This is a genomic window from Bradyrhizobium sp. CCGB20 (assembly GCF_024199855.1).
Classification (GTDB): Bacteria; Pseudomonadota; Alphaproteobacteria; order Rhizobiales; family Xanthobacteraceae; genus Bradyrhizobium.
This window is the reverse complement of sequence record NZ_JANADN010000001.1, coordinates 6062737-6081681: the sequence shown is the minus strand read 5'-3', so window position 1 is coordinate 6081681 and position 18945 is coordinate 6062737. Positions and strand designations below refer to the sequence as shown.

General features: G+C 65.6%; 17 protein-coding genes and 2 tRNA genes. 10 read left to right on the top strand and 9 right to left on the bottom strand.

Going from position 1 to position 18945, the window contains the following annotated elements; genetic code table 11:
• Positions 1 to 7: 7 nt before the first annotated feature.
• On the top strand, positions 8 to 1510 hold the full coding sequence (locus tag NLM15_RS28510; protein WP_254120938.1) for a glycosyltransferase family 39 protein: 1503 nt from the start codon (positions 8 to 10) through the stop codon (positions 1508 to 1510).
• A gap of 179 nt (positions 1511 to 1689) precedes the next feature.
• Here the strand turns inward: NLM15_RS28510 and NLM15_RS28505 are convergent, their stop codons facing one another.
• Positions 1690 to 3579 (bottom strand): CHASE2 domain-containing protein, encoded by a 1890-nt coding sequence (locus NLM15_RS28505; protein WP_254120936.1) that lies wholly within the window; start codon positions 3577 to 3579, stop codon positions 1690 to 1692.
• 61 nt (positions 3580 to 3640) lie between these two features.
• Positions 3641 to 4162, bottom strand: coding sequence for a FecR domain-containing protein (locus NLM15_RS28500; RefSeq protein ID WP_254120934.1), 522 nt, complete (start codon positions 4160 to 4162; stop codon positions 3641 to 3643).
• A gap of 665 nt (positions 4163 to 4827) precedes the next feature.
• On the opposite strand from NLM15_RS28500, the gene NLM15_RS28495 reads away from it, so the two are divergent.
• Entirely contained in the window at positions 4828 to 5913 is a 1086-nt protein-coding gene (locus tag NLM15_RS28495; protein ID WP_254120932.1) for a DUF2778 domain-containing protein, read from the top strand.
• Between the two features lie 75 nt (positions 5914 to 5988).
• Here the strand turns inward: NLM15_RS28495 and NLM15_RS28490 are convergent, their stop codons facing one another.
• From NLM15_RS28490 to NLM15_RS28480, 3 genes are all read right to left on the bottom strand, one after another.
• The gene (locus NLM15_RS28490) at positions 5989 to 6813 is read right to left on the bottom strand and encodes an SDR family NAD(P)-dependent oxidoreductase (RefSeq protein WP_254120931.1); all 825 of its coding nucleotides are present in this window, start codon (positions 6811 to 6813) and stop codon (positions 5989 to 5991) included.
• A 76-nt stretch (positions 6814 to 6889) separates the two neighbouring features.
• The gene (locus NLM15_RS28485; RefSeq protein ID WP_254120929.1) at positions 6890 to 7528 is read right to left on the bottom strand and encodes a glutathione binding-like protein; all 639 of its coding nucleotides are present in this window, start codon (positions 7526 to 7528) and stop codon (positions 6890 to 6892) included.
• Positions 7529 to 7540: 12 nt separating this feature from the next.
• On the bottom strand, positions 7541 to 8134 hold the full coding sequence (locus tag NLM15_RS28480; protein ID WP_254120928.1) for a cysteine hydrolase family protein: 594 nt from the start codon (positions 8132 to 8134) through the stop codon (positions 7541 to 7543).
• A gap of 126 nt (positions 8135 to 8260) precedes the next feature.
• Here NLM15_RS28480 and NLM15_RS28475 point away from each other — a divergent pair, with 126 nt between their 5' ends.
• The 5 genes from NLM15_RS28475 to lepB all read left to right on the top strand — a co-directional run bounded on the left by NLM15_RS28475 (position 8261) and on the right by lepB (position 11829).
• The gene (locus tag NLM15_RS28475) at positions 8261 to 9094 is read left to right on the top strand and encodes a LysR family transcriptional regulator (protein WP_254120927.1); all 834 of its coding nucleotides are present in this window, start codon (positions 8261 to 8263) and stop codon (positions 9092 to 9094) included.
• Between the two features lie 194 nt (positions 9095 to 9288).
• Positions 9289 to 9359 (top strand) — tRNA-Ser (locus tag NLM15_RS28470).
• 4 nt (positions 9360 to 9363) lie between these two features.
• Positions 9364 to 9429: transfer RNA gene (locus tag NLM15_RS28465), tRNA-Asn, on the top strand.
• Positions 9430 to 9763: 334 nt separating this feature from the next.
• Positions 9764 to 10915: a slipin family protein gene (locus NLM15_RS28460; RefSeq protein WP_254120926.1), complete on the top strand. Its 1152-nt coding sequence runs from the start codon at positions 9764 to 9766 to the stop codon at positions 10913 to 10915.
• Between the two features lie 155 nt (positions 10916 to 11070).
• Positions 11071 to 11829 carry a signal peptidase I gene (gene lepB, locus NLM15_RS28455; RefSeq protein WP_254120925.1) on the top strand — a complete coding sequence of 253 codons (759 nt, stop codon included), beginning with the start codon at positions 11071 to 11073 and terminating at the stop codon, positions 11827 to 11829.
• Between the two features lie 136 nt (positions 11830 to 11965).
• Here lepB and groL read toward each other — a convergent pair whose 3' ends face one another.
• Both groL and NLM15_RS28445 read right to left on the bottom strand, forming a co-directional pair.
• Entirely contained in the window at positions 11966 to 13606 is a 1641-nt protein-coding gene (gene groL / locus NLM15_RS28450; RefSeq protein ID WP_254120924.1) for a chaperonin GroEL, read from the bottom strand.
• 45 nt (positions 13607 to 13651) lie between these two features.
• Positions 13652 to 13966 carry a co-chaperone GroES gene (locus tag NLM15_RS28445; RefSeq protein ID WP_008139213.1) on the bottom strand — a complete coding sequence of 105 codons (315 nt, stop codon included), beginning with the start codon at positions 13964 to 13966 and terminating at the stop codon, positions 13652 to 13654.
• Positions 13967 to 14345: 379 nt separating this feature from the next.
• Between NLM15_RS28445 and NLM15_RS28440 the strand changes: the two genes are divergently transcribed.
• The gene (locus tag NLM15_RS28440) at positions 14346 to 14633 is read left to right on the top strand and encodes an usg protein (RefSeq protein WP_254120922.1); all 288 of its coding nucleotides are present in this window, start codon (positions 14346 to 14348) and stop codon (positions 14631 to 14633) included.
• Between the two features lie 179 nt (positions 14634 to 14812).
• Positions 14813 to 15352 carry a cupin domain-containing protein gene (locus tag NLM15_RS28435; RefSeq protein ID WP_254120920.1) on the top strand — a complete coding sequence of 180 codons (540 nt, stop codon included), beginning with the start codon at positions 14813 to 14815 and terminating at the stop codon, positions 15350 to 15352.
• Between the two features lie 124 nt (positions 15353 to 15476).
• On the opposite strand, the gene NLM15_RS28430 is transcribed toward NLM15_RS28435, so the two are convergent.
• Complete coding sequence (locus tag NLM15_RS28430; RefSeq protein ID WP_254120918.1) at positions 15477 to 16727, bottom strand: NupC/NupG family nucleoside CNT transporter; 1251 nt, start codon at positions 16725 to 16727, stop codon at positions 15477 to 15479.
• Positions 16728 to 16886: 159 nt separating this feature from the next.
• Between NLM15_RS28430 and NLM15_RS28425 the strand changes: the two genes are divergently transcribed.
• Positions 16887 to 18125, top strand: coding sequence for an MFS transporter (locus NLM15_RS28425; RefSeq protein ID WP_254120916.1), 1239 nt, complete (start codon positions 16887 to 16889; stop codon positions 18123 to 18125).
• A 60-nt stretch (positions 18126 to 18185) separates the two neighbouring features.
• Here the strand turns inward: NLM15_RS28425 and NLM15_RS28420 are convergent, their stop codons facing one another.
• A complete protein-coding gene (locus tag NLM15_RS28420; RefSeq protein ID WP_211385151.1) occupies positions 18186 to 18944 on the bottom strand; it encodes an SDR family oxidoreductase in 759 nt (252 codons plus the stop codon).
• Position 18945: the final 1 nt, after the last annotated feature.

The window sequence follows — 18945 nt, the reverse complement described above, 5'->3', positions numbered from 1 at the left end:
CTGCAGGATGGGTGGGGCTGACGCGCGGATCGTCCGCAACACCGTACTGGTGATTCTTGCGCTGGTCGGATTGCGGCTGGTTGCCGCCGCGTTCACGCCGATCACCTTCGACGAAGCCTATTACTGGATGTGGTCGAAGAACCTCGCCGGGGGCTATTACGACCATCCGCCGATGGTCGCCTATGTGATCCGCGCCGGCACCATGATCGCCGGCGACACCGAGCTCGGCGTCCGCCTGGTCTCGATCCTGCTCGCGCTGCCGATGAGCTATGCGATCTATCGCTCCGCCGCGATCCTGTTCGGCGGTGCGCGGGTGGCCGCGACCAGCGCGATCCTGCTCAACGTGACGATGATGGCCTCAGTCGGCACGCTGATCGTGACGCCCGATGCGCCGCTGCTGGTCGCCTCCAGCTTCGTGCTGTTCTTTCTCGCAAAAGTCCTGGAGACCGGCCGCGGCGTCTGGTGGCTCGCGGTCGGCGCGGCGGTCGGCGCGGCGCTGCTGTCGAAATACACGGCGATGTTCTTCGGCGCTGCGATCCTGATCTGGCTCGCTTCCGTGCCGAAGTTGCGGCACTGGTTTCTGTCGCCCTGGCCGTATCTCGGCGGCCTCGTTGCCCTGGCGCTGTTCTCACCGGTGATCCTGTGGAATGCGGATCATCAATGGGTCTCGTTCGCAAAGCAGCTCGGCCGCGCCAAGATCGAAGACTTCCGTCCGGTCTTCATCGCCGAGCTGATCCCGACCCAGATCGCGTTCGCGACCCCGCTGGTCTTCATTCTCGGTGCGATGGGTCTGCATGCGCTGACCTGGCGCAGGGCCGGTGCGCTGGCCTCGCGCGTGCTGATCGAGACGATGTTCTGGACCATCGTCGCCTATTTCGTCTGGCATTCGCTGCATGCCCGCGTCGAGGCCAACTGGTTCGCGCCGGTCTATCCGCCCTTCATCGTTGCCGCGGCCGCCGCCGCCAATCTCGTGCGGTGGCAACCGCGCGCACGCCGCCTGGTCGATTTTTGCCTGCGCTGGGCGGCGCCAACAGGCATCGTGATGTTTGCCGCGCTGATCGTGCAGGCCAACACCGGCTGGCTGTCGGGCTATCGCCGCGATGCGACGGTGCGCAGCGTCGGCGTCGGCTGGCGCGAGCTCGCCGCCGAAATCGAAGCCGTGCGCGCGCGCAATGGCGCCACCTGCGTCCTCGCGCCGGATTACGGCACGACCGGCTGGCTCTCGTTTTACTTGCCGCGCGGCACCTGCGTGCTGCAGCAGAACCAGCGCATCCGCTGGGTCAACATGCCCGAGCCCGATCCAAAGCTGCTTGCCGGCAAGCTGATCTATGTCGACGAGTTGCGCTCGGACGGCCGTCCGGCTCTCGAGGATCTCTTCGCCAGCGTGACACAGGTCGCGCAATTGCAGCGCAAGCGCGGCCCGCTCGTGGTCGAGACCTACGGCATCGATCTGCTCGAAGGCCCCAAGGGCGACGTGCTCGATCGCTCGCCGCCGCCGGAGGCACGGTAGTTGTTTGTCGTCCCTGCGAACGCAGGGACCCATACCGCGTGATGCCTCGATAAGTGCAGGTGCTCGTACCGTGCGAAAAGCAGCCGCCCACTAACAGTCTTCGTCGAACTTCTTCTTGGGGGTATGGGTCCCCGCGTTCGCGGGGACGACAGTGGAGTGTGTGGCTCGCAGCAGTGGCCTCAGTCGATCATCTCGACCTTGGTGGCAGGCTGATTGCGCCCATCCTGATCGCGCCAGAACCACACCGTCACGACGCCGGAGCGGCCGCGGACCTGCGTGAGCAGGGGGCCTGACAGAACGCCGTCGGGCGCGCCGTGGAAGTCGGCCGCATCCAGCAGCGTATCGGTCAGCGCGAGCCGCGCATCGTTCTGGGCGGCGACCTCCATCAGCCGGCTGGCGACGTTGACGGTGTCGCCGTTTGCCGTGATGTGCTGGTGGCTCTCGCCGAGACGGGAGGCGACGATCGGGCCGAAATGCGCTCCGATCTTGAAACCGAGACAGCCGCCGATCGCTGATGGCAGTGACGCGATCCAACGCTCGGCGCCGCGGTGCAGGTCGATCGAACATTTCAGCGCGCGCGCCGCATCGTCGGGCATCGCACTCGGCAGGCCGAACAGGATCATCGCGCCGTCGCCGAGAAAGCTGGTGATCATGCCGCCGCAATCGACCGCGGTCTTGTCAATCAGCACGTGGAACGCCTTCAGAATGTCCTGCAGCTCGTCCGGATCGATCCGTTCGCTCAGCGCCGTGAAGCCCGAGAGATCGATGAAGACGACGGCGGCGTCTTGCCGGACCGGTTTCGACAGGAAATTCGGATCACGCGCCAGCCACTCCTGCACGGCCGGCGCCTGGAACTGCGCGAGCGACCGGCTCTTGGCGGCAAAATATTGCGTGCGGCGGCCTCCCGCCCACAATTGCACGCCGGCAAAGACCACCACCGGCGGCACGGCTGCGGCGAGCGTGGTCGCGGCGTTCAGCCAGACGCCGTGCGTGAACGCGAACAGGTTGAGGCCGGCCCAGGCAATCATCGCCGCGGCTGCCGCTGTGATGCCGAGCGCGCTGCGCCGCCAGGCGAGCAGGCCCACCAGCAGCATCGGAAGCAGGATCGCGGTGAGCGCGTCGGCGATGTGGACCTTGCGGTCGCGCACGATGCCGTCGCCGGCGACCAGATGGGTGATTGCGGTCGAGACCACCTCGACCCCCGGCATCAGGGAATCGAACGGCGTCGGATAGAAGTCGCCGCCGCCGGCGACCGAAGCGCCGATCACCACGATCCGGTTCTCGATCGCCGCGCGATTGAGCGTGCCGTCGAAGATGCTCTGGGCGCTGACGGTGCGGATGGTGCGGCGCGGGCCGTAATAGGTGATCGGCAGCGCGAAGTCGGTGTCGGTCGGCACCGCGCGGTCGCCGAGCATGAGATGATCCGGCGCGATCGTCAGCGGCTTGTCGAGCGCGCGCGTCGCAACGCGCAGGGGAAATGACAGCTCGACCTTGTCGCGCGTCCGGAACAGCATCGGCACCGCGAGCGGCGAGCCCGATTGTCCCGTCGCGACGTTGACGACGCCGACCTCGGCATGATCGGCGAACGCCGGCAAGGGCAGCAGGAAGCGCTCGGCCTGCGGGAGAACGGCGAGGGGGCCCTGGCTGCTCGGCTCCACGGTCTCGCTGGCAGACGGGAAGATCGCCGCGGCGGCGAGCACCATGGGACCGGTGGCGAGCGTGTTGGCCAGCGTGGCGTCGCCGATCGCGGCGCTGCGGTCGACCAGCAGAAGATCAATGGCGACGACCTTCGGCTTGAACTGCACGATGGTGTCGACCACGCGGGCGAGATCGGCGCGCGGCAGCGGATAGGTGCCGCCGCGCTTCACCACGGTGTCGTCGATCGCGACGATGGTGACGAGATCGGGCGCAGCCTTCACGCCGCGGACTTGCGTCCGCCAATCCGTCAGCGTCGCCTCGAGCCGATCGAGAAAGCGCAGATGACCGTTGGCGTGGCCGGCATAGATGCCCGCGCCCCACAGCGCGGTGAGGACGAGTGCCACCAGGATCTGAACGCGTCGGCTACTCATGCGGTCGGTCTGCAATCTTCCTGTGTCCAAATCTCATTGGCTGAGCCTTATCGACCCGGCCTCATTGTCCGAGGCGTGCCATCAGCGCGTCGATGCGCGGCTTGCCCCACTGCTTGACGCTCAGAGGGCCGGTCGCTTCCACGTCGACGCCTTCGCCGGGACCTAAAACGACGCCGCGCCCGCGGCTCCTGCGGGTCACGCCGACGCGGCCGTCGGCGACGAACACCGAAGTCTTTGCATCGGCGACGTCGACCGCCCATTTTGTGCCGCGCACGGCGGCGATCGCCTGCGGCGTCAGCACCTTGAAGGGATTGCCGCCGGGCTTCCTGGGCACCTCGACCAGCAGCGCTTTGCTGCTCAACTCCACGGAGTCTATATGTCCGTCGCGGTTGGCGTCCTTAAGTTCAAATCTGGCGCCGTTTTCCGCGACGATGGTGATGCCGTTGTCGCAGCGCCAGGTCTGCGTGCCGGCCGCCGATGGCGATGCCGTGCAGCCCGCATTGAGGAAGGGCTGTGCCGTTGCAGGCCCGATCAACAAGAACAACGCCAGGGCGAAAAACCCGGCGCGCGCGAACCCTCTCATGCCAGCCTCCGTTTGCGTGCTCGGCACAGTTCAAGGCGATGTTGATACGGTACCGTATCACGCGCAGAGGCTGCTGAAAAGTGCCGAGGTTGCAGCTATTTTCTCGGCACCGCCATTTCCAGACGGGCGCGATCAACTTTCAGTCACGGCGCCGTGCAGTGTCAGCGCTCCATGCGCGATGTGTGAGTTGCTTCCGCCGTTCTGCCGACGCCCGCGCGTGGCGAGAGAGGAAGGAGGGCCTGCGCGCACCAGCCCCGCGCAACGCTCCGGCGCTATGGTCGGGCCGATTTGATGACCACGAAAAGGACTTGGTTGGATGCGTTTAGGAAGGCGGCCGGTGAGGTCCGCTGACCGCTCCGATCCGGCCGAGAATTATAGTTAACAGAACCGCCTAAGTCCGTAGTTCTGCGGGCTTTTTTCTCAAAATGGGACAGCGTGAACGTGCTGCCCTATATCGGCCCGAACTTAATCCGCATTTAACTAAAAGTCGCCTTAATGACGCTCCGACCTCCTGCGAGATGCTGGTCCCGGATCGTGACCAGCGGCACTTCGAAGGGGGACTGAGTGACACCGTCCTGGACGCAAGGCGAATGAGTACGAGTATCGCTGCGCAGAGTAACGCGGCACGGAAGTCCAAGAATTCATATCGGAAGCCTTCCCGGAAAATGACTGCGACCAATTGGCTTGGCGCCGCGGCGATCGGCTGCGCCGTGATCGGGGCCGGCTGGACCATCTACAGCAACGTCTTCGGCGCCAGCGTCTATCCAACCGTCGGCAGCATTGGCTACGACGAGCCCGTGATCAAGCGCGCGCCCCGGGTGGCGCTGCGCGAGGCCGGCGAGGCCATCAACGAAACCTTTGCGTTGTTGCCCGACCGGTTGCAGGTCGCCGCTCCGATTTCCCGCGAGATGTTCAACGAGCGCTTTGCCGCGGCTGCGACGCAGGGCGTGGCGTCCAATGCGGCGAGCGCTGCACCCGCAGCCCAGGTTGCTGTGGCCAAGGACGCGCCGAAGCAAGGCGTGATCGCGAAGGTCGCGGAAGTGCTGAAGCCGGCCGCGGCGAAGGTCACTGAGAAGGTTGCGGATGCTGCCAGGGGCAAGCGCGGCGCCGACGCGCCGGTGCAGCTGGCCTCGGCCGACCCGGCCGAGATCGTGCCGGCGCCCGAAGCAAAGCCAAAATCGTTTGCCGATCGCGCCAAGGCCGCGGTGATGTCGATCACCGGACCGCGCCAGTCGATGGTCGAAAAGCTCTGGGGCAAGCGTGAGCCGTCCGGCGGGCTGCTCGCTTACGCCTCCGCCGATGCCAGCGTGACCGCGTCGATCGCCCCGAAGGAGCAGAACCCGATGCTCGGCGGTTCGGCGCCCTATGAACGCGACACCGCGGTCTATGACATCACCGCCAAGACGGTTTACCTGCCCGACGGCACCAAGCTCGAGGCGCATTCCGGCCTCGGCTCCAATCTCGACGATCCGCGTTCCTCGCGGGTCCGCATGCGCGGGGTGACGCCGCCGCATATCTATACGCTGAAGCCGCGCGAGGCGCTGTTCCACGGCGTGCCGGCGCTACGCTTGACCCCGATCGGCGGCGAGAGCGCGATCTACGGCCGCGACGGCCTGCTCGCCCACACCTTCATGCTCGGCCCGAACGGCGATTCCAACGGCTGCGTGTCGTTCAAGGACTACTACGCGTTCCTCGACGCCTACCGCAACAAGGGTATCCGCAAGCTCGCGGTGCTGGCGCGGGTCGAGTGACCTCAGCTCATTCTGGATAATGCAAAAGGGCCGCTCGCAGCGGCCCTTTTCTTCTTGTGCCTCGCTCGCGCGTTTTCAGCCCGGCCAGCACTGTCCGCCGCCGTCGATCCGCAGCACCTGGCCCGAGACGAAGGCGCCCATGGGACCGGCGAAGAACTCGACGACGCGCGCGACCTCGTCGACGGTCGCGATGCGGTCGAGCGTGCCGGTCTCGACCATCCGGCCCGGGTCCACCGCGCGGGTGCCGAGGAAGCGGCCGGTGCGAGTATCGCCGGGCGCGATGCAGTTGACGGCGATGTCGTAGGGGCGGAGCTGGTCGGCCAGGCATCGCGTGTAGTGGGTGACGCCGGCCTTCGACACCGCATAGATCGAGCCCTGGGTGCGCCCCTTGAACGCGGCGACCGAGCCGAGCGTGACGATGCGGCCGCGTTTCCGTTCCATCATGCCTTTTGCGACCGCCTGGCAGGTCAGGATGGTCGAGAGCAGATTGCGCTCCAGCACCGCGCGCACATCGGCCTCCTTGATGTGCACCGCGTCGTTCGGATCGGGTTTGCCGCCGGCGGCTGCGATATCGCCGCCGGCATTGTGCACGAGAATGTCGATCGGGCCGAGCGCTGCTTCCGTCTCCGCAATCACGCGCGCGATATCCTCGCCCCTGGTGAGATCGCCGAGCACGCGCTGGCTGCGCACACCGAACTGCTGGCCGATCTCCGCGGCCACCGCGGTGAGGGTGGTGCCCTCGCCATATTCCGCCGGCCCGTTCTCGCGCATGCCGTGGACGGCGACATCGGCACCGAGCGCGGCGAGCTTCTCCGCAAAGGCGCGGCCGAGCCCGCGCCCCGCGCCGGTCACCAGCGCAACCTTGCCTGCCAGAAGCTTCGCCGTGTCATGCGATGTCATGATCTTGTTCCCGTTTTGAAAGTTCAGTCGGTCACAAGATCTAACCCATTCGGCATCGCCTGTACCAGTGATCCCTTCATGCCGCGCTTGCGGCCATGGCCTTGCGCAGCGCCATCTCGGTCGCGATCGCTTCTCTCACTCTGGGTCGCGCCTGCATGCGTTCGAGATAGGAAGCGAGCGACGGCCATTGCGCGACGTCGACACCTGCGGCACGGAGCAGCAGCAAAGCCCAGGCGAGATGTGCGTCCGCAACGGTGAAGCGTTGGCCCACGAGGAATTCACGGTCCGTCAGATGCGCTGCTGGCACCGACAACGTCTGTGCGATCCTTGCGCGCGGCTTGGCGAGCGAGGCATCGTCCTTGTACCAGAAGGTCGGAAACAGGAAGGCCTTGTGGATCTCGGTGCCGATGAAGCTCAGCCATTCCTGCAGGCGGTAGCGATCGGGATCGCCGGGCGGCGGCGCAAGGCCGCGCTCGGGCTTCAGGTCGGCGATGTATTGCAGCACCGCTGCGCTTTCCGTCAGCCGCTCGCCGTTGTCCAGCACGAGGACCGGCACAGCGCTCTTCGACGAAATGCCGCGAAAATCGCTGTCGTCGTCCGCGACCGTCTTGGTCGCGAGATGCACCAGATGATAGCGCGCATCGAGGCCGGCTTCCATCAGCGCGATGCGGCTCGCAAGCGAGCAGGCCATCGGCGAGAAATAGAGCTGCAGCATCGCGTTGCCCCGCTACGTCAGCGCATCGCCGCGCGCGATGATCGCGAAGCGGTCGGATAGCTCGGCGAGCGCAACCTCGTGGATGGTCCGGGCGTCCAGCGTGCCGCCGCGTCCGTCGGGCAGGTCGCGCGTGGCGCAGGAATCGGCGTCGATCGTCGTGCGAAAGCCGAGGTCGAGCGCGGCGCGCGCCGTGGAGCTGACGCACATATGTGTCATGAAGCCGGCCAGCACGATGTTCTTGCGGTCGGTCGCGTCAAGGCGCGCCTTGAGATCGGTGCCGGCAAACGCATTGGGCAGCTCTTTTTCGATCACCAGCTCGCCGGCACGGGGCGTGAGTTCAGCGACAATGGCGCCGCGCTCGGCGGCGCGATCGAACAGACTGCCCGCTTTGCCGCGGTGGGCGATATGGATGATCGCGGCTCCGCTCTCCCGGGCCCGCGCCAGCAGCGCAGCTGCCCGCGCGACCGCGGGCTTGGCGTCGGGCAAGGCGAGGGGGCCTGTGAGATATTCGTTCTGGATGTCGATCAGCACCAGTGCGGCGTCGCCAAGTCGCGGCGGGTTGAGGTCGGCACCGGCAAGCTGCAGCAGGGTCTTTGCGGTCGTCATGGTCTGGAAATCTCCGGGCAAAAGGCACGACGAGCATAGCCCCATGAGCACCTGCCGATATGCAGGGATATTGCAGCTGGTGGCTGCGATATTGCAGGCTGCGCCCGGCCGATATAACCTCGAGCGATGAACTGGGACGATCTGCGCATCATCGCTGCCGTCAGGGACGAGGGCACTTACGCCGGCGCCAGCGCGCGGCTGCGCATCGACGAGACGACGGTCGGGCGCAGGCTGTCGCGCATCGAGCGTGCGCTCGGCCTGCGTCTGTTCGAGGCCGCCGACGGCGTCCGCAAGCCGACACGGCAATGCGAAGCGGTGCTGGCGCATGTCGAGGCGATGGCGGCGCATGCCGCCGAGATCGGCCGCGTCGGCGAGAGTCTGGCAGGTCCGGTGGGACGCCTGCGCATCGCCTCCACCAACACGGTCGCCGAGGAGGTGCTGTCGCCGCGCGCGAGCGATTTCCTGCGCGCCAATCCCGGCCTGACGCTGCAATTCCTCACCTCGAGCGAGAACGTCAAGTTCTCGCGCTGGGAAGCCGACCTCGCCATCCGGCTGCGCAAGCCCGACAAGGGCGACTTCGCGATCTCAAAGCTCGGTGAGACCCGCATCTATTATTTCGAGCCTGTTGCGAGGGACGGCGAGCCGATGCTGTGCGCCTATCCGGACGAACTCGGTGCCATTCCCGAGATGCAATTCCTGCGCACGAAGCAAGCCCGCTCGCGCTGCGTCACCGACAACGTTCGCGTCATCCGCAGCCTGATCCTCTCGTATCAGGCCGCAGGCGTGCTGCCGGAGTATGTTTGCGCGGATCTGCTCGGCGATCGTCGCCTGCGCGCGACGCTGCTGCCGAAACGGCGCGACGTCTGGCTGCTCGTGCAAAATCACCTCAAGCGCGACGCCGCAACGCGCGTGACGATCGACTGGGTGAGGGCGTGTTTTCAGGACATGTCGCGCAGTTGAGGCGTTGCTGCGGTGTGACGAGCGCGTCACAGCGAAAGGCGCGTGACGAAAAAATCTTGCACTCCCCTCTTGCAACCCGAACGTGCTTCGTCTATTAGCCCGCTCCTTCGCTAGGCCATGGGTTCGGGCTCTCTGAGATCCCGACTGGCGCGGGCCGCCCTGCGGTTTCGTGTTCCGCCGAATGAAGCAGAAACGCAGGACGTAGCTCATGGAGAGCGTCGGGCTTGAACACCCGAAGGCATCGGTTCGATTCCGGTCTCTTGCACAAAGGATAGCTCAGTTTGGTAGAGCAGATGACTGTTACTCATCGTGACGCGGGTTCGAATCCCGCTCCAGCGCTCCGTTTCAGCCTGAAAAGCTGATACCTCTGACGAGGACCGGACGCGCGCTTCAGTCGCCGTCCGGCCGTTTTGCCCAAAAGGCTTCCGACCGAACAACGACACTGTGAAACCGGCTCCGCGCCGCGGTGGATACCGCTTGCGCTGATGCCGGGTGGCTTCGTGCGAACGCCCGACGCGTGTCGGGCGATCGCGCGCGTGCGCCCGTCATCGTGCAAGCTCAAGCCACGGCCCGCCGATTTCTTGGGAAGCGTCGTCCGCGTCCTCACGTCCTTTGCAAACGAAACCTGTTGTCCGGCATCCGGCCGGGCGCAAACGATGGAGGCGTGTCATGACCTGGCACTTGCTGACGACCACGGTCACCGTGAAGGACGGTGAGCGCGCGCTACTCACGCGAAACGGCCGGCTCGAGCGTGTGCTCGCGCCTGGGCGGCATCGCCTGTTCGATCTGCGCAACGAGCTGACGGCCACCGTGTACAACGTCGTGGGGACCGAATTCCCCACGGATCGCTACGCGGTGCTGAAGGCCGCGCGGCCTGATCTCGCCGCCGAGCTGTTCGAGGCGGTCGAGACCAAGGCGGACGAGGTCGCCATCGTCAGCCTCGACGGCCGGCCCGTGCATCTGATGACGCCCTGGCAGGTGCGTGTCTACTGGAAGGTCGCGACCCGCATCGATGTCGAGCGCATCGATGTGTCCAGCGATCCCCGGGTCGATGCGCGGCACCTGACCATGATCGAGCGGAGCCGCTCGACTGTCGTGAGCGAGACGGTGGTCGAGAACCACGAGGCCGGCCTGCTCTATGTCGAGGGCCGGCTGGTGCAGCGGCTCGCGCCCGGCCGGCACGCCTTCTGGACCGTCGGCCGCAAGATCGAGGTGAAGCGCCTCGACCTGCGGCCCCAGGCGGTCGAGATCACCGCGCAGGAGATGCTGACCAGGGATCGCATCGCGCTGCGGGTGACGCTGACGGCGTTCCGCCGGGTGGTCGATCCCGAGCGGACGGTTGCGACCGTGCCCGACGTGGATGCGTGGCTGTACCGCCTGGTGCAGTTCGCGATCCGCGAAGCGGTCGCCGGCCGGACGCTGGACGAGGTGCTGTCCGCGAAGGCGGCGCTGGATGCGGAGCTGCGCGACTATGTGCGGGCACGTGTCGCGGTATCAGGCGTGGAGGTGACCGAGCTCGGCGTCAAGGATGTGATCCTGCCCGGCGAGATCCGGGAGCTGGTGAACAAGGTGGTGGAGGCGGAGCGGGTCGCCAAGGCGAACTTGATCCGCCGGCAGGAGGAGACCGCGGCGACGCGTTCTCTTCTGAACACCGCCCGCCTGATGGAGGAGAACCCTCTGCTGCTGCGGCTCAAGGAGCTGGAGTCGCTGGAGCGGCTGGTCGAGAAGGTCGGCCGCATCGATCTCCACGCCGGCAACGGCGAGGGCCTCGATGCTCTCCTGACCCGGCTCGTGCGCCTGAAGGCGCCCGAGAGCGCATGAAGCGGAAGGGCCGCCCACGGGCGGCCCTTCACATGTCTGTCGTGTTCATTTGGCGTGAACGCGTGAGCGTGCCGGTGCGACCAAGATAACTGAGCGGGATTGCAGGCGCGCGACGGTTGCGTAATCTCGCAAACAGTCTCGATCAAGGCAGGCGCATGACCGCTCTCTCGCAAACCATCCGGCCGTCGAAGGCGCAATCGCGGGAATGGAAGGCGATCGTCGTCCTGATCCTGTTGATCCCGGTGCTGTGGTCGCCGCCGTTCCTGTTTCGCTTCTTCCTGTACCAGCCGTTCAACATCCCTTCGGGTTCGATGGCACCGACGCTGATGATCGGCGACTATGTCTTCGCCTCGAAGTTCGCTTATGGATACGGACCCTATTCGTTTCCGTTCGCATCCTCGCTGATCACGCACCGCGTCTTCGCCGCGGAGCCCGAGCGTGGGGACGTCGTGGTATTCCGGACGCCCAAGGACACATCGGTCGATTACGTCAAGCGCGTGGTCGGACTGCCCGGCGACCGCATCCAGATGCGGCAGGGGCAACTTGTCCTCAACGACAAGCCGGTGAATCGCGTGCCGCTGAAAGAGGTGGACGGCGAAGCCGCCTGCGGCACCGACGACGCGAAGGCCAAAAGCTGGCTTGAGACGCTGCCGAACAGTAGGCCCCACGGCCCGTCCTACACCACCTACGACTGCATCGAGAACGGCTATTACGACAACACCAACGTCTACACGGTCCCGCCGGGCCACTTCTTCGTGCTCGGCGACAATCGCGACAACTCCACCGACAGCCGCGTGATGGCGACGATCGGCTTCATCCCCATGGACAATCTCGTAGGCCGAGTGACGCGGATCATCTGGTCGCTCGACGATGACGGCGAGCCGCGCTTCGAGCGGATGGGGAAGGTGCGGTGAGGCTTTAGTCTCTCCACCCGTCATTCCGGGCTCGCGCCCAAGAGGGCGCGCCCCGGAAGGACTGGGGATAGAGCGTGCCCAAACAAAAACCCCGGCATCGCTGCCGGGGTTTCGTAGGTCTTGAGGTGGTTGGACCTTAGAAGTCCATGCCGCCCATGCCGCCGCCGGGGGGCATCGCCGGACCGGCGCCGCCCTTCTTGGGCAGCTCGGCGACCATGGCTTCCGTGGTGATCAGCAGGGCCGCAACCGAGGCTGCGTTCTGGATCGCGGTACGGACCACCTTGGTCGGGTCGATGATGCCCTTCTTGACGAGGTCGGCGTATTCGCCGGTCTGGGAGTCGAAGCCGTAGGCGTACGCCTTGTTCTCCAGCACCTTGCCGACGATCACCGAGCCGTCTTCACCGGCGTTGATCGCGATCTGGCGAGCGGGAGCCGACAGCGCCTTGCGCACGATCTCGACGCCGGTCTTCTGGTCGTCGTTCTTGGTGCGCAGGCCCTTGAGCTGCTCGGAAGCACGGAGCAGGGCGACGCCGCCGCCCGGGACGATGCCTTCCTCGACAGCCGCGCGGGTCGCATGCATCGCGTCATCAACGCGATCCTTGCGCTCCTTCACCTCGACCTCGGTCGCGCCGCCGACGCGGATCACCGCGACGCCGCCCGCGAGCTTGGCAAGACGCTCCTGGAGCTTCTCACGGTCGTAGTCCGAGGTGGTCTCCTCGATCTGCGCCTTGATCTGGGCCACGCGCGCCTCGATGTCGGCCTTCTTGCCGGCGCCGTTGACGATCGTGGTGTTCTCCTTGTCGATCATCACCTTCTTGGCGCGACCGAGCATGTTGAGCGTGACGTTCTCGAGCTTGATGCCGAGATCTTCCGAGATCGCCTGGCCGCCGGTCAGGATCGCGATGTCCTGCAGCATGGCCTTGCGGCGATCGCCGAAGCCCGGAGCCTTGACGGCCGCGACCTTCAGGCCGCCACGGAGGCGGTTCACGACCAGGGTGGCGAGGGCTTCGCCTTCGACGTCCTCGGCGACGATGACCAGCGGCTTGCCGGTCTGCACCACGGCCTCGAGCAGCGGGAGCAGCTCGTTCAGCGAGGAGAGCTTCTTCTCGTTGATGAGGATGTAGGCGTCGTCCATTTCAACGCGCATCTTGTCGGCGTTGGTGACGAAGTAGGGCGAGATGTAGCCGCGGTCGAACTGCATGCCCTCGACGACGTCGAGCTCGGTCTCGAGCGACTTGGCTTCCTCGACGGTGATGACACCCTCGTTGCCGACCTTCTTCATGGCGTCGGCGAGGAACTTGCCGATCTCCGCGTCACCGTTGGCCGAGATGGTGCCGACCTGGGCGATCTCGTCGTTCGAGGTGACCTTCTTGGAGTTCTTTTGGAGGTCCGCAACGACGGCTTCGACCGCGAGGTCGATACCGCGCTTGAGGTCCATCGGGTTCATGCCGGCGGCGACCGACTTGGCGCCTTCCTTCACGATCGCCTGGGCGAGCACGGTGGCGGTGGTGGTGCCGTCGCCGGCCGCGTCAGCGGACTTGGAGGCGACTTCGCGCACCATCTGGGCGCCCATGTTCTCGAACTTGTCGTCGAGCTCGATCTCCTTGGCGACGGTGACGCCGTCCTTGGTGATGCGGGGAGCGCCGAACGACTTGTCGAGCACGACGTTGCGGCCCTTCGGACCGAGCGTGACCTTCACCGCGTTGGCGAGAACGTCGACGCCGCGCAGCATCTTGTCGCGCGCTTCAACCGAGAATTTGACTTCTTTGGCTGCCATCTGAAATTTTCCTTGAGGTGTTTGACTGGAGGGAGAGAGGGGCTCTTAGGCCGCCTTCTTCTTGGAAGCGGGGACGTCGAGGACGCCCATGATGTCGCTTTCCTTCATGATCAGCAGATCGACGTTGTCGATCTTGACCTCGGTGCCCGACCACTTGCCGAACAGCACACGGTCGCCGACCTTCAGGTCGATCGGGATCAGCTTGCCGGCTTCGTCGCGGCCACCCGGGCCGACGGCGACGACTTCACCCTGGGAGGGCTTTTCCTTGGCAGTGTCGGGGATGATGATGCCGCCGGCGGTCTTCTCTTCTGCGTCGATACGCTTGACCACGACGCGGTCGTGAAGCGGACGGAATTTCATGCAGCTCTCCTAAGCATTTGCACGAGTTGATGATTTTTAGATTGTTAGCAATCGATGCCCGCGAGTGCTAGCACAGGCGAGGTTGAAATAGGACAGGAATTTTGCGGGGGCAAGGGCTTCTAGCAGAAAATTTGGCGCTCAGAAGGCCTCCCTGCCAGAATCTCCTAACCATCGTTAACCGGCGCCGGGACCGTATTAGCACGGAGCCATGTCTGCTGCTAAAGCATTGAATTTCAACAGCTTGTTAAACTTTTGGGCTTGAGATGGGTTGTCAGTTTGCGTCACATTTCTCTCATGTGAGCGCATCAGTACCGGGTGGCTCGTAAAGGCGCACACCGACTAGCCGCCCCTTGAATGCGCTCCTGCAAAGGAGGTTGGCATGGGCTTGCGGAGTGGGGGCGTTTCCGAGGACTTCCGGAAACAGCTTTTGGGTTACGGGCTGACGACCGCGCAAATTCTCTATCGGATGCCGGATCATCCCTCGCTGCTCCAGACTTACGTCTGGCAGAACTACGACATGTTTCCAAAATTTCCGGCGCTGAAGGATTTCCTGGCGTTCTGGCAGGAGAGGCTCGACGGTCCGCTCCATTCGGTGACCGTGGCGCATTCCAAGCTGATCAGGCCGGCCGAGCTGCGCGCGGTGGACGGCGTGTTCCGGCTGCATTGAGAGGGGATGCGTAGGGTGGATTAGCCCGCGGCTGCGCGAAGCGCGGTCGCCGGCGTAATCCACCTCTTTGCTCTCCACGCGTCGAAAGAGAAGTGGTGGATTACGCCTTCGGCTAATCCACCCTACGGACCTTCGTTTTCGTGCTAGCCTCCGCCCATAACAACAACGGGAGGCGGCCCATGGCCAAGAAAGCAAAATCGCGCAGCGCAGCCCAGGCCGCGGTGAAGAAGCGGAGCGGAGCCAAGGCTCCCGCGAGATCATCCGCACGCAAGGCCGTCGAGGCGAAGGCGCGCACGACGCCTGCGAAGTCCTCCACGAAAAAGCCCGCACGTCCGAGACAGCGCATCGCCATCAGCCATCACCGCGAGGAAGATTTCAAGGCCGACGGCCTGCGCGCCTATGCCAAGTACCGCGACCTCGGCATTGCCGAAGCCAGTCACGGCCTCGCGCAAGCGCACGTGATCCGCCTGCAAGGCCCCTGCGATCCCGCCGAAGTGTCGAAGCTCCACTTCCACGACGTCGAATTCCAGATGGTCTACGTGCTCAAGGGCTGGGTGAAGACCTACATGGACGGCCAGGGCGAAACGCTGATGAAGGAAGGCAGCGCCTGGACCCAGCCGCCGAAGATCAAGCACATGATTTTGGATTACTCGGATGACGTCGAGCTGCTGGAGGTGATTTTGCCTGCGGAGTTCAGGACGGTGGAGTTGAAGGCGTAGTCGCTCCGCTCGCAATGACGGGGTGCTTCGTAGCCCGGATGAGCGAAGCGATATCCGGGAAAGTCTCTCCGCGGCGAAGCTGGTCCCGGATATCGCTGCGCTCATCCGGGCTACGGGACCGTCGCTACGCCAACACCCCCACCACCGCCCCCATCAGGCACGTCGTCAGCGTCCCCGACACGATCGACTTCAATCCGAGCGCGTTGATCTCCTCGCGGCGCTCCGGCGCCATCACACCCAGGCCGCCGATCATGATGCCGAGGCTGGCGAAATTGGCGAAGCCGCACATCGCGTAGAGCATGATCAGGCGCGAGCGCGGATCGAGCACGTCGGACGACAACTTCGAGAAGTCGACATAGGCGATCAGCTCGTTGAGCACGGTCTTGGTGCCCATCAGGCTGCCGGCCGTCACGGCCTGGTCCCAGGGTAGCCCCATCAGCCAGCACACCGGCGCCATCGCGAGGCCGAGCAGGCGCTGCAACGAGATCGCGGCGCCGCCGATATCAGGCAGCAGGCCGAGCATGGCGTTGACGAGATAGACCAGCGCCACCAGCACCAGCAGCATGGCGACGATGTTGATCAGCAGTTCGATCCCCGCACTCGTCCCCTTCACGATCGCGTCCATCGTGCTGGCGACCTCCATCTCGGGATCTTCCAGCGCGCCGCCGGTGCGCTTGTCGGATGTCTCGGGCACCATGATCAGGCTGACGAGGATCGCGGCCGGCGCGCCCAGCACGGAGGCGATGACGAAATGCGCGGCGGCGTCCGGAATGAGCGGAGCAAGGAGCGTCGCATAGAGCACCAGCACCGTGCCGGCGATGCCGGCCATGCCGCCGGTCATCACCAGGAATAATTCGCTGCGCGTCATCTGCGCCAGATACGGCCGCACGAACAGTGGTGCCTCGACCATGCCGAGGAAGATGTTGGCGGCGGTCGACAGCCCGACCGCGCCGCCGACCCCCAGCGTCCGTTCGAGCAGCCACGCCATGCCGCGCACGATCGGCGGCAGCACCCGCCAATAGAACAGCAGCGTCGTCAGCACGCTCATGACCAGCACGATCGGCAGCGCCTGGAACGCCAGGATGAAATCGGCGCCCGGCACCTTCGCGTCGAAGGGCAGGGGACCGCCCCCGATATAGCCGAACACGAAGGAGGAGCCGGCGCGCGAGGCCGCGGAGATCGCGCCGACCGCGTCGTTGATCGCCCCAAAAGCCCGTGCGACGACGGGCACTTTCAGGAGGACGGCCGCGGTGACGAAGGTCGCGACGAGGCCGATCGCCGCCTGCCGCAGCGAGACGGCGCGCCGATTCTCCGCCAGCGCGAAGGCTATCAACAGCAATGCGAAAATGCCGAGTGCCGATTGCAAGCGCAGCATGATGTCCCCAAAGCCCCAATGATTATGGCCGCGCCCGCGTTGCAAAGGCAATGCCGGGACATGCGGGAAGCGTCCCGCTGTTGACAAGCAGGTCCGCCTCAGTCACGCGGGGGCACGTCGATATCAGGGGGCGGACGGTCCGGGGTGACCCAAGAGGCGATGCCAGAGCAGCCAACATCAACCAGTCCGCCGGTCAGTGCCCGTGCGCTCCTCGCCCATCGCGCCTTCCTGTTCTTCCTGCTCTCGCGCAGCCTGTCGCGCTTCTCCAGCCAGATCGCGGCGGTCGCGATCGGCTGGCAGATCTACGATCTCACCGGCTCGCCCTTCGACCTCGGCATGGTCGGCCTCGTGCAATTCCTGCCCACCGCGCTGCTCGTGTTCGTCGCCGGCCACGCCGCCGACCGTTTTGAGCGCAAGCGCGTGGTCCAGCTCTGCCAGCTCGTGGAAGCCGCGACCGCGCTCTATCTCGCAATCATCACCTATCTCGGCGCGGTCAGCGAGGTGCAGATCTTCATCGCGACCTTCGTGCTCGGCATCGCCGGCGCGTTCGAGAGCCCGACCACGGCGGCGCTGCTGCCGCTGATCGCGCCGCAGGGATCGCTCCAGCGCGCCACGGCCGTCGCGAGCGGTGCGGGGCAGGTCGCGACCATCACCGGCCCGGCGCTCGGCGGCTTCGCCTACGCGATCGCGCCGCATCTCGCCTATGCCGTGATGGTGCTGTTCTGGATTTTTGGGATGATCCTGACCGGCTTCATCCAGCCGCGCCCGCAAGCGGTCGCCAAGGAAGGGACGGGCTCGGACAACATCTTTGCCGGCGTCCGCTTCATCCGCCGCAATCCGGCGATCCTCGGCACCATCTCGCTCGATCTGTTCGCCGTGCTGTTCGGCGGCGTCACCGCACTGCTGCCGATCTATGCCCGCGACATCCTCCAGACCGGCCCGGTCGGGCTCGGCGTGCTGCGCGCCGCGCCCGCGGTGGGTGCGCTGCTGATGACCATGGTGCTGGCGCGTCACGCCATCTCGCGGCATGTGGGCCTGCGCATGTTCCAGGCCGTGATCGTGTTCGGCGTCGCCACGGTCGTGTTCGCGCTGTCGTCCTGGATGTGGCTGTCGGTGCTCGCGCTTGCCGTGCTCGGCGCGGCCGATACGATCAGCGTCGTGATCCGCTTCTCGCTGGTGCAGCTCGCCACGCCCGACGAGATGCGCGGCCGGGTCGGCGCGGTGAACTTCCTCTTCATCAACGCCTCGAACCAGCTTGGCCAGTTCGAGAGCGGGGTCGCGGCCGCGCTGCTCGGTGCCATGCCCGCCGCAGTCCTCGGCGGCGTCTGCACCGTCGCGGTGGCGCTGCTGTGGATGAAGCTGTTCCCAAGCCTGCGGCAGGTGGAGAGCCTGGAGTAGGGAGCTCTTCTTCGCCTCTCCCCGCTTGCGGGGAGAGGCCGTCACGCGCCGCGTTTTCGTTCAGCCCCGGCCGACGAACGGCATCTTGGTCGCCATGACCGTCATGGTCAGCACGTTGGCATCGAGCGGCAGGCCGGCCATGTAGGCGACGGCATCGCCGACCGCTTTCGCATCCATGCGCGGCTCGTGCTTGGTGGTGCCGTCGGGCTGCAGCACGCCGGGGCCGTTGACCATGCGGTCGGTCATCGGGGTTGCGGCGTTGCCGATGTCGACCTGGCCGACCGCGATGTCGTACATGCGGCCGTCGAGGTTGGAGGCCTTGGTCAGGCCCGTGATGGCGTGCTTGGTCGAGGTGTAGGCCGCCGAGAACGGCCGCGGCGCATGCGCCGAGATCGAGCCATTGTTGATGATGCGGCCGCCGCGCGGGCTCTGGTCCTTCATGATGCGGAAGGCGTGCTGGGTGCACAGGAACGGGCCGGTGAGGTTGGTGTTCACCACCGCCTGCCACTGCTCGAGGCTGAGGTCCTCGAAGTTGACGGCCGGCGCGCCCATGCCGGCATTGTTGAAGAGCACGTCGAGGCGGCCATAGGTCGCCTTCACCTTGTCGAACAGCGCGGCAATCGAATCCGGCTTGGTCATGTCGGCGGTGACGCACAGGCTCTTGCCGGCGGGGCCGAGCTTGGCGGTCTCCTCGAGCATGTCGAGGCGGCGCCCGACCAGCACCACGGTGAAGCCGGTGTTCATCAGCGCCAGCGACGCCGCGCGCCCGACACCGGTGCCGGCGCCCGTCACCACTGCGATCTTTTTTGCTTCACTCATC

Bases quoted from the DNA above. Each gene is read 5' to 3' on its own strand.
- NLM15_RS28460 (WP_254120926.1), top strand. From the start codon at position 9,764: ATGACCTGGCACTTGCTGACGACCACGGTCACCGTGAAGGACGGTGAG.
- NLM15_RS28425 (WP_254120916.1), top strand. From the start codon at position 16,887: ATGCCAGAGCAGCCAACATCAACCAGTCCGCCGGTCAGTGCCCGTGCG.
- NLM15_RS28500 (WP_254120934.1), bottom strand. From the start codon at position 4,162: ATGAGAGGGTTCGCGCGCGCCGGGTTTTTCGCCCTGGCGTTGTTCTTG.
- lepB (WP_254120925.1), top strand. From the start codon at position 11,071: ATGACCGCTCTCTCGCAAACCATCCGGCCGTCGAAGGCGCAATCGCGG.
- groL (WP_254120924.1), bottom strand. From the start codon at position 13,606: ATGGCAGCCAAAGAAGTCAAATTCTCGGTTGAAGCGCGCGACAAGATG.
- NLM15_RS28505 (WP_254120936.1), bottom strand. From the start codon at position 3,579: ATGAGTAGCCGACGCGTTCAGATCCTGGTGGCACTCGTCCTCACCGCG.
- NLM15_RS28475 (WP_254120927.1), top strand. From the start codon at position 8,261: ATGAACTGGGACGATCTGCGCATCATCGCTGCCGTCAGGGACGAGGGC.
- NLM15_RS28420 (WP_211385151.1), bottom strand. From the start codon at position 18,944: ATGAGTGAAGCAAAAAAGATCGCAGTGGTGACGGGCGCCGGCACCGGT.
- NLM15_RS28435 (WP_254120920.1), top strand. From the start codon at position 14,813: ATGGCCAAGAAAGCAAAATCGCGCAGCGCAGCCCAGGCCGCGGTGAAG.
- NLM15_RS28510 (WP_254120938.1), top strand. From the start codon at position 8: ATGGGTGGGGCTGACGCGCGGATCGTCCGCAACACCGTACTGGTGATT.
- NLM15_RS28490 (WP_254120931.1), bottom strand. From the start codon at position 6,813: ATGACATCGCATGACACGGCGAAGCTTCTGGCAGGCAAGGTTGCGCTG.
- NLM15_RS28440 (WP_254120922.1), top strand. From the start codon at position 14,346: ATGGGCTTGCGGAGTGGGGGCGTTTCCGAGGACTTCCGGAAACAGCTT.
- NLM15_RS28480 (WP_254120928.1), bottom strand. From the start codon at position 8,134: ATGACGACCGCAAAGACCCTGCTGCAGCTTGCCGGTGCCGACCTCAAC.
- NLM15_RS28485 (WP_254120929.1), bottom strand. From the start codon at position 7,528: ATGCTGCAGCTCTATTTCTCGCCGATGGCCTGCTCGCTTGCGAGCCGC.
- NLM15_RS28430 (WP_254120918.1), bottom strand. From the start codon at position 16,727: ATGCTGCGCTTGCAATCGGCACTCGGCATTTTCGCATTGCTGTTGATA.
- NLM15_RS28495 (WP_254120932.1), top strand. From the start codon at position 4,828: ATGACTGCGACCAATTGGCTTGGCGCCGCGGCGATCGGCTGCGCCGTG.
- NLM15_RS28445 (WP_008139213.1), bottom strand. From the start codon at position 13,966: ATGAAATTCCGTCCGCTTCACGACCGCGTCGTGGTCAAGCGTATCGAC.